We start from the raw sequence: 13,571 nt of genomic DNA on the forward strand, positions 1-13,571 counted from the left end.
TGAAATCGACTGCTCCAAGTCTAATGGTCTTCCTATATCTTGCAATTACCGGGAATATCTTTCTTCGTTCTGCTCACAATGTGATATACTAATTGATTGGATATGTAAATCATTTCACAATGCATCGGGGGAGTATAGATCATGAATCACTCAAGCGACGGCAGAATGGCCTTTGATCATTCGGATCGCAGAAAAACCATCTGGTTCATCACCATCTTCATCATCATTGCAGCAACAGGGCTAACCTACGTAAAATGGTGGCCTTATTACGATAAAGCGCTCAAAGCCATTATGGAGCACAGCATCGGCTCCTCCATATTAGGCATGGAACCGGGCAATGTCGTGCCTTCCTGGCAAGCAGCATGGGACTATGCGGTCACGTATTTTAAAGCCGTTTGGAAAGCGGCTGTGCTCGGTATTCTGCTCGGGACCTTGATCCAGTCGCTGCTGCCCTCCAAGTGGCTTCTCCGCGTTCTCGGCAAAACCACCTTCGGCAGCACAGCGATTGGGGGAATTGCCTCCATTCCGGGGATGATGTGCTCCTGCTGCGCGGCACCGATCGCGATCGGTCTGCGTAAGAAAAAGGTATCCGTGGGCTCCGCCCTCGCGTTCTGGATCGGCAATCCGACCATCAATCCGGCAACACTCGTCTTCATGACGTTTGTTTTATCATGGAAGTTCACCGCGCTGCGTTTGGTCTTCGGCATCATTCTAACCTTTGGCGTCAGTTACCTGGCTAACCGCTTCGCCAAAGAGATGGATCCCATCGAGATTGACGCACCAGAGAGCACCGATCAACCCGATGAACGTCCACTGTGGAAACGCTGGTTCGCCAGCATCGGTCATATGATGATTCGCGTGGTTCCAGCGTATTTTATAGCCGTGCTGCTCCTTGGCGCACTACAAGTGTGGATGTTCCCGCATTTGGGAGCTGCTGCCGGAAACACGCTGCTGGCCGTCATCTTCTTCTCCGTGATGGGAATGCTGTTTGTCATTCCAACCGCAGCGGAAATCCCGATCATTCAGGCCTTTATGGCAGCGGGTCTCGGAGCGGGTCCCGCCGCAGCGCTGCTTCTGACGCTGCCGGCCATCAGTCTTCCGTCCCTTCTCATGGTACGACGCTCATTCCCGAGGAATGTCATGTGGTTTGTTGTTGCTTCAGTAGTACTGCTCGGAATCGTATGCGGTATAACGGGAATGCTTATCCTGTAGACCCAGCCCCAACTTTTTCGAGTATCTTTTTAATTTTTATTTTTTCTTAAGGTAAACCCTTGGCTTATCTGGTAAAGTGATTAAAGAATGAACCAACTCATTATTACATGCAGTCGAAGGGAGTCAATTATTAAATGAAAGATAACGATTTGCAGCCAAACCATCCGGGGCAACCCGAGGATGAACAGGGACAAGCCCAAGAGCTAGAGAATAACCAACAAGATCCGGGCAGCTTGTCTCATGAAGAAGAAAGAATAGATTCAACCTATCCTGAGCCCATCGAGCTTCACAAGGATGAGAACGAACAGCCTGCCATCATGCATCCGGCAGGGGATCAACCGCATTATGATGAACAGTCTCCTGCAGGTGGCGGCGGGAACGGAAGCAAAGGCTGGATGATCGCTTCGCTGGTATTGGCGGCAGCGTTAATCGTCGTCCTGATTGTCCCTCCATTTGCCAAAGGATCCGGCAATGAAGCTATAGCTAAAGTCAATGACGTTAACATTACCAAGGATAATCTGTACGATGAGCTTGTCAGCTTAGGCGGTAAACAAACACTCAATTCCATGATCACTGAGGAATTGATCCAGCAGGAACTCAAGAAGAAATCCATTACGGTGACCGACGCTGATGTGAATAAAGAAGTAGATACCTTGAAGGCTACCTTCCCTTCCGAGGACCAATTCAATATGCAGCTTCAGCAAGCCGGCATGACGCTCGATGATCTTAAAGAACAGACCAAAACCCAGGTTGAGCTCAAAAAGCTGATGGCCGACAAAATTAAGGTAACTGATGAAGAAATCAAAGAAGTCTACGACCAAAACAAAGACAGTTTCGCTACGCCTGAGCAAGTTCGCGCTTCCCACATCCTGGTGGAAACCAAGGAAGAAGCCGATGCCATCGTGAAGCAATTGAAGGAAGGCGCAGACTTTGCTGCGATTGCAAAAGAGAAGAATCAAGATGCTACGAAGGAGACCGGCGGCGACCTGGACTTCTTCGGACGCGGCCAGATGGACCCTGCTTTTGAAGAAGCAGCGTTCAAATTAAAGAAGGGTGAAATCAGCGACCCGGTGAAGAGTTCTTTCGGATACCACATCATCAAGGTTACCGATCATAAAGAAGCCACGAACCCTACCCTTGAAGATAAGAAGGAAGAAATCCGCAGTCAGCTTGAGAACCAGAAGGTTTATTCCGAATCCACAGCCTACATTCAGGAGCTGAAGGATAAAGCAACCATCACCAATACGCTGGAAGAAACTGCAGCTGAAACGCCAGCAGATCCTGCAGCAGAAACACCAGAAGCACCTGCTGCACCTTAAATGTTAGTCCAAGCCCCTACCCTTGCGGTACGGGCTTTTTTTAATGCCAAATAAAAAGTTCTTTCAACCCCAGGGAAAACATGTTAGAATGTAAGCGTTATCAAATGTTGATCTTGGAAAAGGGGGAAGCAGAATGATGAAGCACGTATCGGAATCCCGCAACATGTATGAGGACTTCGTGGTGGAGACAGACATTCTGTTCTTTAAAACCGGATCGCACGGTTTGGTCAGCTTTCACGGCAGAAACTACAATATTAAAAAGAGAATGACTGCCGATAAAATCGCATCCCTGCTCTCCGGTAAACAGTTCTATCATGTCGGCGGCAACTGCTACGTCAACGTTGACAAAATCACGACGGTAGAACAAGGCATCGTTTACTTTGGGGAGAAGGCACCTTCTGCTAAACATCTTCGGATTCCGAGATGGAAGCAAGAATCGCTCAAGCGCCTTGTCGCTGAAGTAAAACAACCTGTTTAAGAGCAGCGCTCTTCTCAAGAATCAGGCGCACAAAACAGAAGATCCCGTATCCGGTCAAACGGAGGCGGGATCTTTTAAATTACAGGCTATAACTTCAGTTTCCTAGCATTGACGATGTATAGATGCTTCAGCGGCAATGCACCGTTTCTGTACTTGCGGGCACCGGATTCAAAAAGAACGTACAGGTCATGGCCCCGCATCGCAAATGTTCTGGTCTGGTTGTTCCTGATGATACATAAGGATGCGAGATATGATCCTATTCCTACCCCATTCCTCATTATGGTAATATCAAATCTAAGGCTTATGAACATAGAGAGGATGATCACGAATCGATCCCTATTTTGATCCGAGATATCCGGAAGTTTTTACTGCTTTCTCCATCGAACATTGGATGGCCATTATGGTGTTTATCGCGCTTGGCTTACTATTGTACTTGTTTAGAACCGTAATCGCCTCCAGTACTTCTCTGCAAAAGACCGTGAGATGGGGACTGCTTGCTGCGCTTTCGTTACCGGAAGCCGCCCTTCATATCTGGTATGCGTCAACGGGAACATGGGACCCTGCCACTTCGCTTCCATTGGAATTGTGCAGTCTCACCCTGTTTCTCTCCATCGCCATCCTGCTTACGGATGAACGCCGCCTATATCCGTTGGTTTACTTTGCCGGCATCGGAGGGGCCTTGCAGGCTATATTAACACCGAATCTGGGCTACCCTTTCCCGCACTTCCGGTACTTTCATTTCTTCGTCGTCCATATCGCGATTATATTGACGGCTTTGTACATGACATGGGTTCGAGGATACTGTCCAACCTGGAAATCCATCGGCTGGACGATGGTCTTCCTAAACGTATCCGCTTTCGTTGTCGGGCTGGTCAACCTCGCTGTCGGCTCGAATTATATGTTCCTGATGCGCAAGCCGGACACGGCTTCGCTGCTGGACCTGCTGGGACCGCATCCCGTATATATTATCGTTGAGGAGCTCATCGCCCTCACGCTGTTTATCCTTATGTATATCGCCTTTTTTGTCATGCCGGATCGCATTAAACGCAGTCGCCGCCGTAAACAGGAACAAACGTCTTTTTCTTCGGCGGGCAGTTGAAGGAATCATATAAATATAAAGCGTATGGATTACAAACACCCCCGTATTCGGGTGCCGCAATATCCATACGCTTTTTTTCGGGGAAAGGCCTAGACCAGACCCTTAATCCTTGAGATACAGCCTTGAGGTTGCCTCCCAAATTTCACCCGGAGCCAAACCGAACAGACCGATATCATCAGCCGGCAAGTCCACGTTCGGCGCATTCACCAGGTTGATCTGGGGTTCGGGACAGAAGAACTTCCGGGACGCCTTGTTGTTCCATACCATCCACTGCTTATAAGAATTGCCGACATCGTAAACGAATGTTTTACCAAGCTTGGTATCTGTCAATTCCATACGGTTTCTGCCATTCTGCGGGACGGCCGTGTAATGGTTGTCCATCGAATCAAAATAGGGAGTTACACCGCTTGTCCGAAGCAGCTCCTCTTCTGTTGTCAGAGTCTGGAACTTGCCGGTCGGCAGCATCCGGTCACTCATTTCCCACCGCTCGCCGATCGTTATTCTTACGACACAATCATCCGCCGTGCTTTCCGGGGCAAACGGAGCATTGATCGCCGTATGGAAGGCTAGCAGGCACGGCATGCTGCGGGTACCCTGATTACGTATAAATACATGCTGGGCCAAGCCATCCTGATTCAGCGTGTAGCGAAGCCGGAACGTGAACTGGTGCGGGAGCATGGCATACACGGGATGATTCTCATCAATGGTGACCGAAACCACCACGTAGCTTTCAGACTCGCTGCTGCCAAAATCTTCGACGCTCCAAGGAATCGTATGTAAAAAACCATGGAGGTGATTACCCGTCGCTTCTTCATTGATCGGGAACTGATAGGTTTGTCCGTTCCATGGAAACCGGCCGTCCTCATAGCGATTAGGCGGAAAGAGAACAGGAATGCCGTGTACGCCCGGATTGGATTTGAATGCTTCCATTTCGTCTGCTTCCGGTTCTCGAAGGAACCGGTAACCGCTTTCGTTATCCCTAAAAGCAATAAGATTGCCTCCGATTTCGGGCAATATCGCTGCTTCGTAAGGGCCGTGCTGGAGCCAAACCGCGCGCTCTCCGTGATATGATCCTTCATACGCTTTGTGGTTCATCGGGTGATCTCTCCTCTCAAGTGTGAACGTATATAGATTATCATACCAGTGCCCTTACTTCTATATTGGAGAGGGGATCGTCAACCCTTGTCATCCCCTCCCCCTCCGTCCGTTTAAAATTACATGCCGGTTAAGATGAAAGTTTCGTTTTAGAAGGGTTTTGCGGAATTGGAGCCGGGGCGGATTGATCGCTTGCTGCCGGCTGTGTGGCCGAAACCAGCTCCTCATCCAGTTCCTTCGTGTATTCGTGGGTCTGCTGCTCGCTCCAACCCAGTACCCTAGCCATATAATCAATCACGGGCATCTTCCATTTTCTCGTCCAATCGATATGGAATAACAGGGAACCCGTGCGACGGATGAAAAAGTCGGCCGGCTTCGCTGCCATCTCATGCTGAATCGCATACATCAGCGGAACCAGTACCGATACCGGAAGCGCCGCTGCCTCCGCTTGGTCGGAGCCCTCTTTGGCCAGGCGAAACAATTCCGACACGTTAGATCCGTACATTCGCGCCCACTGCTCGGCGAGCTTACGGTCAATTCCTTGCGCTGCGCCAATCTCCGCCTGCTTGCGGACAAAATCAGGGAATTGGCCGGATCCGCCAACCTGACCGCCGGAAATCGGCAGATTCTTCGTTACGCTGGCACCATACGCTTTCCCGCCGTTCTCTTGGATCCGTTTTGCAACCAGATCGACAACGGTGTCGGCCATTTTGCGATAGCCCGTCAGCTTGCCACCGGCAATGGTAATCAGGCCGGACGGGGACTCCCATATTTCATCCTTGCGTGAAATTTCGGACGGGCTTTTGCCTTCCTCCAGTATAAGGGGCCGGACTCCCGCCCATCCCGACTCAACGTCTGCCGGACTTAGCTTCACGCCAGGGAACATGTAATGAATGGCTTTCAAAATATAATCCCGGTCCTCCACCGTAATCAAGGGACGTACAGGATCGGCCTTATAGACCGTATCGGTGGTTCCGACATAGGTCTTCCCGTCACGGGGAATGGCAAACACCATTCTTCCGTCAGGTGTATCGAAGTACACCGCTTGACGAAGCGGGAATTTGGATTGATCAATGACCAGATGAACCCCTTTAGTCAGCTGAAGCATTTTCCCCTTCTTGGACTTATCCATTTCACGCACCTGATCCACCCAGGGCCCTGCGGCGTTTACAATTTTGGTTCCGGATACGGACTTGACCTCGCCACCCAGCATATCCCGTACGGTGATACCGGTAATTCGTCCATTTGCATCATAATTCAACGATTCGGCCTTTGCGTAATTAAACAAAACCGCCCCTCTGGCGGCTGCCTCCTTTATGACCTCCAGCGTCAGCCTGGCATCGTCCGTCCGGTATTCCACATAATATCCGCCGCCTTTAAGGCCCTCCTGCTTCAGAAGCGGCTCCCGCTTCAGCGTCTCGGATGCGGACAGCATGGAACGCCGTTCTCCCCGCTTTACGCCAGCCAGAAAGTCATACACCATCAACCCGATGGAGGTGCTGAATTTCCCAAAGGTGCCACCCTGGTGTATCGGCAGGAGCATCCACTCCGGCGTGGTAACATGCGGTCCATTCTCATACACAACGGCCCGTTCTTTGCCGACTTCGGCTACCATGCCGACTTCAAACTGCTTCAGGTACCGCAATCCGCCATGCACCAGCTTGGTCGAACGACTGCTCGTTCCTGCGGCAAAGTCCTGCATCTCAACCAACAAAACCGACATCCCGCGCGTGACCGCATCCAGCGCAATTCCTGCACCCGTTATGCCGCCGCCGATAACAATCAGATCGAAGGTTCCCTCTGACATTTCTTGAAATCGACGCCTGCGGTCCAAACTTGAAAACGTCTGTGCCTGCTTCACAATGAATCCCTCCCAGTATGATTTACCCTGTTTTTATCTATCGTTACCTTTCCAATGAAAAAAGACAGCAAAAAAGAGACCACGAAACACGCAGTAACAAACCCCATAACATGAGGTATTCCGCGCCTAGTGGTCTCTCCAAGTCTCCAGACAAATATTCACTTATTGATCATTATACCACAGAAAATGCTATTGAAAAGCCATTGCCGCATAAACGGCTTTTTTCCAGCCGCTGTATAATTGCTCCCTTACGTCTTCCTCCATGGTTGGCTTAAAGCTTTGCCCCACGCTCCATTTGCTGCAGATTTCCTCCTGATCCTTCCAGAAGCCGACAGCGAGCCCCGCCAGATAGGCGGCACCGAGTGCCGTTGTCTCCGTAATGTTCGGCCGCTCTACCGGCACATTCAGGATGTCGCTTTGGAATTCCATGAGAAACGTGTTGGATACGGCCCCTCCATCCACACGCAGGGATGTGATATTATAGCCGGAATCCTCTTCCATCACGGATAGAACATCCCGTGTCTGATATGCAAGCGACTCCAGGGTTGCACGGATGAAATGCTCTTTCGACGTGCCTCGTGTCAGGCCGAAGACCGCCCCTCGGACATCGCTGTTCCAATATGGGCTGCCTAGTCCAACAAAAGCCGGCACCACGTACACGCCCTCCGTGGAATGGACCCGGCGCGCATAAGGCTCGCTGTCCTTCGCTTCGCGGAACATCCGCAGCCCGTCGCGCAGCCACTGGATCGCTGAGCCGGCCACGAACACGCTGCCCTCGAGTGCATACTGTACGCCATCCTTCAGTCCCCAGGCGATCGTAGTGATCAGCCCATGCTCGGATTTTACGGGCTTGTCGCCGGTGTTCATCAGCATAAAGCTGCCGGTTCCGTAAGTTGTCTTCACCATGCCTTCCGAGAAGCAGGTTTGCCCGAACAGCGCCGCCTGCTGATCGCCGGCTGCTCCGGCAATCGGAACCTCGCGCCCTAAGAAATGATAGGAAACGGTATTGGAGTATATCTCGGAAGAGGGCCTGACTTCAGGCAGCATCGCCATGGGGATATCTAGGAGCTGCAGGAGGTCCTCATCCCATTTTAATTCATGAATGTTATAGAGCATCGTACGCGATGCGTTGGAATAATCGGTCACGTGCGCCTGGCCTCCGGACAGCTTCCAGATCAGCCAGGTATCGATGGTCCCGAATATAATGTCTCCGCGCACGGCCCGCTCACGGGCACCTTCTACATGATCGAGGATCCATTTGATCTTCGTTCCCGAGAAATAAGGATCAATCAACAGTCCGGTCTTCTCCCGAACCGTCCCGTCATGCCCTGCGGCAATCAGCTCCTCGCAGATGCCGGCAGTCTGGCGGGACTGCCAGACAATCGCGTGGTAAATCGGTTCGCCGCTCTTGCGATCCCATACCACGGCCGTTTCCCGCTGATTCGTAATTCCGATTCCGGCAATCTGATCCGCCTTCACGCCCGCTTCGGATAAGCAGGTCGCAATGACCGCAAGAATGGAACCCCATATTTCATTGGCATTCTGCTCCACCCAGCCCGGCTTGGGAAAATACTGCGGAAACTCCTTATGAGCTGAGTGTACGATTTCTCCTTCCTTGTTAAACAGGATCGCGCGCGAGCTTGTCGTTCCTTGGTCAAGCGCCAGAATGTACTGCTCCAATCAACTTCTCCCCTTCCGCATATGCATTTAACCAAAGATAACGTGCAGGTGGAAACGTTGTCAAATCCATTATTCCGTCAGGGAGAAACCTAGCAAGTCCCGCAGCAGGACCGAAGCCGCACCCATTAGCTTGTCTTCCTCGCCGAGGGAGGCCAGACCAAATACCATGTCCTCCTTCAGAATCGGCAGCGCGTGCCGGTCTATATAGCTGCGAACCATCTCCAGCAATTCCGGATTTCCCTGCGCCATGTCTCCGCCCAGGATTAGCGCTTCGGGATTAAACATGTTAATCAGGTTGACGATGGCCGCACCCAAATGCTCCGCCACTTCTTCATTCAGATCCTTTGCCAGCTTGTCCCCCTTGCGAAGGGCTTCCTTGAATACGGACGGAATAATTTTACTGTAATCCCCTCCGCTCAGCTCCTGGATCAGCGTCGGTCTTCCCGTTGCGATCGCCGTAATAATGCGTGAATACACAGCAATCCAGCTGATATAACTGTCGAGGCAGCCTGCATTGCCGCATTCGCAGCGGGTTCCGCTGCGATTCACGCTCGTATGTCCGAATTCCCCGGCACCGCCATGCTTACCCCTTAGCAGATGATCGTTAATCAAGATACCGGAACCAAGCCCGTCTCCGATGGATATATAGATCATATTCGCGAACGCGTAATCGCCAAATCGGCGTTCAGCCAACACAACGGAATTCATGTCGTTCTCAACCCAGGTCCGCATCCCGTAGCGGTCTTCAAATATCCGTTTCAGCGGAACATTCGTCATCCGCAGTTTCGTGTTATAATGCACGACACCCTGGCTGACGCTCACAATGCCGGGGACGTTTATGGAAATGCCGACACACCGTTCCAGGTCCGCCTGACCTGCCATGAAATCATCCATAAGGTGAAGCAGACGCTCAATAACCGCTTCTCCTTGGAGTCCGCTTAGAGGATGCGTTTCCTTCTGCAGCACCTTCGCCTCCAGATTCATGCGGGCCAGCATCATGACCGAATTCGTTATCGCTACAGCGAACAAATAATGATTATCTGGATTGAATTTAAGCAGGATGGGTTTTCTTCCTCCGCTGGAGGAGCCGGTTCCAATCTCGGAAACGTAGCCTTCCTTGATAAGCTCCTGTACGGCTGAGGCGACCGTGGAGGGACTCAGCTTGTTTTTTTTGGCCAGATCGATTCTGGATATGGGTCCCTCTGTGCGGATCTTGTTCAGCACCTTGGACCGGTTTAATGCCTGAATCAGCTTGTGATCACCTTTTTTCATATTGTTCAAGCGAGCTCAACCTTTCTATAACTTCTTCATATAGTATGACTTTCTGTATCGGAAAAATGAGGATAGCATCACTATAACATGTTCCAGAACCGAACAAAAACTTATTCCACCAATCGAAATAACACACAGCGTAAGATATGATAACGACTCTCTCATATTGTGAAAAAAAGAATTTAAAAGGATTTGAAATCGCTATCTTGAAAAATAAACAAGGTAATTATATAATCTTTCGCAATAGAAGCTGGTTGTTCTGTCAAGAAAGATAGCATTTCGATGTTAACTTTTTTCGACTTATGGAATAACTATTGCTTTTTACATTACTTACATAAAGGGGGCGCTTAAGGGGTCCGATTCACTTCGAACAAGCCGTACGACCAACCACGCTTGATCAAAAATTATGTGAATTCAAGGAGGGTTATCTGATGAAAAAAAGAATTGCTGTCCTGATTTCGATATTATTCGTGTTCACCGCGTTACTGTCCGCTTGCGGAGGCGGCAATGCCTCTGGCGGAGATAACGGCAAGAAGGTCATCAACGTCGCTTTATGGGACGAAAATGTGCGGGACACGCTGGACAAGTCCATTAAAATTTTCAATGAGAAGCACCCAAATGTTGAAGTGAAAGTAACTTACACCCCTTGGGCCGATTATTGGACCAAGCTGAAAACCAGCCTCGCCGGCAACAGCGGCCCTGACGTCTACTGGATGAACGGCCCTAACTTTCATTCCTATGCCTCCTCCGGTCTAATTAAAGACCTGTCTCCCCTAATTGAGCAAAGCGGTCTGGACACCTCGGTTTATACCGAAGCGCTCGTCGATATGTACTCCTATCAGGGTAAGCTTCACGGACTTCCTTATTTCCAGGATTCCGTCGGACTTTTTTACAACAAAGAACTATTTGACAAGGCCGGGCTGCCATATCCCGACGATACCTGGACCTGGGAAACGGTAGAAGAGAACGCAGCCAAGCTGACGGATAAATCAAACGGAATCTACGGCTATATTACGCCGATCGACAGCCAAATCGGTTATTACAACTATATTGCCCAGGCTGGCGGGTACGTGATATCCGACGACAAAAAAACGTCCGGTTACGATACGCCGGAAGCACTTTCGGCATTCAAATGGCAGCAGAGCTTGATTGAGAAAGGCTACTCTCCGAATGCGCAGCAGCAGCTTGAAACGAAGTCCCGCCAATTGTTCGGCTCCGGCAAGGCGGCCATGTTCCCGGGGATATCGGTTAACTCGCCTGAGTTGTATAAGCTTCTCGGCGACAAGCTCGGTGTCGCTGAACTTCCTGCCGGCAAGGAAAAGGCATCGATCGTTCATGGACTCAGCTGGGCCATCAACGGCAAGACGAAAGTCGAGCAGGAATCCTGGGAGCTGATTCAAGTTCTTTCCGGTAAGGAAGGCCAGGAATTACTCGCCGAATCGGGATTCTCGATGCCTGCGTACAAAGGCACGGAGGGCGGCTGGCTGAAGTCCATTCCTTCTCTTGATCTGCAGGTGTTCGTGGACAGCCTGGAGTTTGCCGTGCCTTATCCGGTATCCCAGAAAACCGCAGAATGGCAGGACGCTGAAGTGAAGGAAATTCAGGCGGCTTTCCTCGGAAAGAAATCGTTTGAAGAAGCATTAAAAAATGCCGGCGAACAGATGAATGCCATCCTTGCGACAGAAACCAAATGACGAGCAGCCGCTCCCAAAACGGAAATTAAGAAAGGACGGTGCAGCCTGTGAGCTCTCCCATTACTGTGACCATAGAACCTCCTAAAACGACAACCAGGCGTAAAGCAGGGAAACTCGCCGTACACGAAGCTGTCTGGGGGTATATCTTCATTCTGCCTGTCGTGCTGGGCCTCGGTCTGTTCTATATGGCACCTTCCGCAGCATCCCTGTTCCTGTCGTTTACGTCGTGGGATGGACTAACTTCACCTCAATTCATCGGATTCGATAACTTCGCAAATTTGATGAAGGACGACAAATTCACCGGTTCCATGCTGAACACGATGCTGTACACCGTCGGTACGGTGCCGTTATCCGTTGCACTCGCAACGGTGCTGGCCGTGCTCCTGAACCAGAAGATCAAAGGCATGGTCTTTTACCGCACCTTCTATTTCATTCCCGTCATCACCATGCCGATCGCGGTCGGCATGGTGTGGAAATGGTTGTACAACTCCGAATTCGGATTGATCAACCACGTGCTGGGTGTCATGAACCTGCCGCAGCCCAACTGGCTGTTCGATGAGAAATTCGCCTTGTTCTCCATCGTGCTCGTCAGTGTCTGGAGCAGCATCGGATACAATGCCGTCATTCTGCTGTCCGGACTGCAGGGCATCTCCGGCAGCTATTATGAGGCGGCTTCGCTTGACGGAGCGGGAACGCTGTATAAGTTCTTCCGGATTACGCTGCCTCTGCTGACGCCCAGCCTGTTCTTTGTCTTGGTCATGTCCTTCATCAATTCGTTCCAGGTGTTTGACCTGATCTTCATCATGATGGATCAACAGACCACGATGCTGGAATCCACCCGAACGGTTGTATACAGCATCTGGGAAGACGGCTTCAAATACTTCAATATGGGTTACGCTTCAGCGCAGGCCTTCATTCTGTTTATCGTTATTCTGATCATCACCATGGTCCAGATGTATATTCAGAAGCGCTGGGTCCACTACCAATAACAGGAGGTGTGTAGACGTGAATACTTCAACCGATGCTGGAAAAGCAAGCCGTCTGGCGGTCCACATCCTCTTAGCTGTCGGGGCGCTGCTCATGATTATGCCGTTTCTGTGGATGATATCCACATCCTTCAAGTCCTTTGCGGATTCCATGTCCGTTCCGCCCCAATGGCTCCCTGTGGAATGGCACCCGGATAACTACCTGCGGGTCATCCAAACCATTGATTTCGGAACCTATTATTTGAACACCGTTATCGTGACGGTGGGACGAACAGCTGGACAGCTCATTCTGTGCTCCCTTGCAGCCTATGCATTTGCCAGCTTGAGATTCCCTTTCAAGAACGCCATCTTTCTCGCGCTCCTGGCCGTATTGATGGTCCCTTCCCAGGTTGTTATGATTCCGAGCTTTGTTATCATGCGCGAGTTCAATTGGCTTGACACGTTCTACGTGTTGATCGTACCCGGCATATTCAGTGCCTTCGGTACATTCTTATTGAGACAGTTCTTTATGACGCTGCCGAAGGACCTGGAGGAAGCGGCCAAAATCGACGGCTGCAGTTATTTCCGAATTTACTGGAATATTTATTTGCCTTTATCCAAGGCGGCTCTCGTCTCCCTGGCGATCTTCACCATATTAGCCTCATGGAACGATCTGCTGTGGCCGCTCATCATGACGAGCTCCGAGGAGATGCGTGTCCTTTCGATCGGGATATCCAGCTTCCAGGGACAGCATTCCACCGATTACCCGCTGCTGATGGCAGGCGCCTTAATGGCTACCCTCCCCATCATCATCCTGTTTATCTTCCTTCAGCGTTACTTTATTGAAGGGATCGCCATGAACGGGATTAAAGGATAGCACACGGTTCGCTCGAACC

At 50.7% G+C, this 13,571-nt stretch carries 11 protein-coding genes; 7 read left to right on the plus strand and 4 right to left on the minus strand.

Annotation, left to right across the window (positions count from 1 at the left end):
- Positions 1 to 141: 141 nt before the first annotated feature.
- The 4 genes from ACQKPA_RS02675 (at position 142) to ACQKPA_RS02690 (ending at position 4,108) form a co-directional block, all read left to right on the plus strand.
- Positions 142 to 1,212, plus strand: a complete 1,071-nt coding sequence (locus ACQKPA_RS02675; RefSeq protein WP_427489137.1) for a permease — start codon at positions 142 to 144, stop codon at positions 1,210 to 1,212.
- Between the two features lie 134 nt (positions 1,213 to 1,346).
- Entirely contained in the window at positions 1,347 to 2,531 is a 1,185-nt protein-coding gene (locus tag ACQKPA_RS02680) for a peptidyl-prolyl cis-trans isomerase (protein ID WP_427489139.1), read from the plus strand.
- A gap of 133 nt (positions 2,532 to 2,664) precedes the next feature.
- Positions 2,665 to 3,009, plus strand: a complete 345-nt coding sequence (locus tag ACQKPA_RS02685; RefSeq protein WP_113057301.1) for a LytTR family transcriptional regulator DNA-binding domain-containing protein — start codon at positions 2,665 to 2,667, stop codon at positions 3,007 to 3,009.
- A 400-nt stretch (positions 3,010 to 3,409) separates the two neighbouring features.
- Entirely contained in the window at positions 3,410 to 4,108 is a 699-nt protein-coding gene (locus ACQKPA_RS02690) for a TIGR02206 family membrane protein (protein ID WP_427489142.1), read from the plus strand.
- Between the two features lie 102 nt (positions 4,109 to 4,210).
- Here the strand turns inward: ACQKPA_RS02690 and ACQKPA_RS02695 are convergent, their stop codons facing one another.
- The 4 genes from ACQKPA_RS02695 to ACQKPA_RS02710 all read right to left on the minus strand — a co-directional run bounded on the left by ACQKPA_RS02695 (position 4,211) and on the right by ACQKPA_RS02710 (position 10,016).
- Positions 4,211 to 5,203 carry an aldose 1-epimerase gene (locus ACQKPA_RS02695; RefSeq protein WP_194543635.1) on the minus strand — a complete coding sequence of 331 codons (993 nt, stop codon included), beginning with the start codon at positions 5,201 to 5,203 and terminating at the stop codon, positions 4,211 to 4,213.
- 130 nt (positions 5,204 to 5,333) lie between these two features.
- Entirely contained in the window at positions 5,334 to 7,064 is a 1,731-nt protein-coding gene (locus ACQKPA_RS02700) for a glycerol-3-phosphate dehydrogenase/oxidase (RefSeq protein WP_427489144.1), read from the minus strand.
- Positions 7,065 to 7,253: 189 nt separating this feature from the next.
- Positions 7,254 to 8,744, minus strand: a complete 1,491-nt coding sequence (gene glpK / locus ACQKPA_RS02705) for a glycerol kinase GlpK (RefSeq protein ID WP_427489146.1) — start codon at positions 8,742 to 8,744, stop codon at positions 7,254 to 7,256.
- Positions 8,745 to 8,813: 69 nt separating this feature from the next.
- Positions 8,814 to 10,016 (minus strand): ROK family transcriptional regulator, encoded by a 1,203-nt coding sequence (locus tag ACQKPA_RS02710; RefSeq protein ID WP_427490238.1) that lies wholly within the window; start codon positions 10,014 to 10,016, stop codon positions 8,814 to 8,816.
- 431 nt (positions 10,017 to 10,447) lie between these two features.
- On the opposite strand from ACQKPA_RS02710, the gene ACQKPA_RS02715 reads away from it, so the two are divergent.
- From ACQKPA_RS02715 to ACQKPA_RS02725, 3 genes are read left to right on the plus strand one after another with little or no spacing between them, the layout of a single operon-like run.
- Positions 10,448 to 11,710: an ABC transporter substrate-binding protein gene (locus tag ACQKPA_RS02715; protein ID WP_427489148.1), complete on the plus strand. Its 1,263-nt coding sequence runs from the start codon at positions 10,448 to 10,450 to the stop codon at positions 11,708 to 11,710.
- A gap of 47 nt (positions 11,711 to 11,757) precedes the next feature.
- On the plus strand, positions 11,758 to 12,699 hold the full coding sequence (locus tag ACQKPA_RS02720) for a carbohydrate ABC transporter permease (RefSeq protein WP_427489150.1): 942 nt from the start codon (positions 11,758 to 11,760) through the stop codon (positions 12,697 to 12,699).
- 16 nt (positions 12,700 to 12,715) lie between these two features.
- On the plus strand, positions 12,716 to 13,552 hold the full coding sequence (locus tag ACQKPA_RS02725) for a carbohydrate ABC transporter permease (protein WP_427489152.1): 837 nt from the start codon (positions 12,716 to 12,718) through the stop codon (positions 13,550 to 13,552).
- Positions 13,553 to 13,571: the final 19 nt, after the last annotated feature.

It is taken from the genome of Paenibacillus sp. NPDC093718 (assembly GCF_050279985.1).
Lineage (GTDB): Bacteria > Bacillota > Bacilli > Paenibacillales > Paenibacillaceae > Paenibacillus_AQ.

What these genes read in the sequence shown, in the direction of transcription:
- ACQKPA_RS02715 (WP_427489148.1), top strand. Translation starts at nt 10,448, where the DNA reads ATGAAAAAAAGAATTGCTGTCCTGATTTCGATATTATTCGTGTTCACC.
- ACQKPA_RS02685 (WP_113057301.1), top strand. Translation starts at nt 2,665, where the DNA reads ATGATGAAGCACGTATCGGAATCCCGCAACATGTATGAGGACTTCGTG.
- ACQKPA_RS02710 (WP_427490238.1), bottom strand. Translation starts at nt 10,016, where the DNA reads ATGAAAAAAGGTGATCACAAGCTGATTCAGGCATTAAACCGGTCCAAG.
- ACQKPA_RS02690 (WP_427489142.1), top strand. Translation starts at nt 3,410, where the DNA reads ATGGTGTTTATCGCGCTTGGCTTACTATTGTACTTGTTTAGAACCGTA.
- ACQKPA_RS02695 (WP_194543635.1), bottom strand. Translation starts at nt 5,203, where the DNA reads ATGAACCACAAAGCGTATGAAGGATCATATCACGGAGAGCGCGCGGTT.
- ACQKPA_RS02675 (WP_427489137.1), top strand. Translation starts at nt 142, where the DNA reads ATGAATCACTCAAGCGACGGCAGAATGGCCTTTGATCATTCGGATCGC.
- ACQKPA_RS02680 (WP_427489139.1), top strand. Translation starts at nt 1,347, where the DNA reads ATGAAAGATAACGATTTGCAGCCAAACCATCCGGGGCAACCCGAGGAT.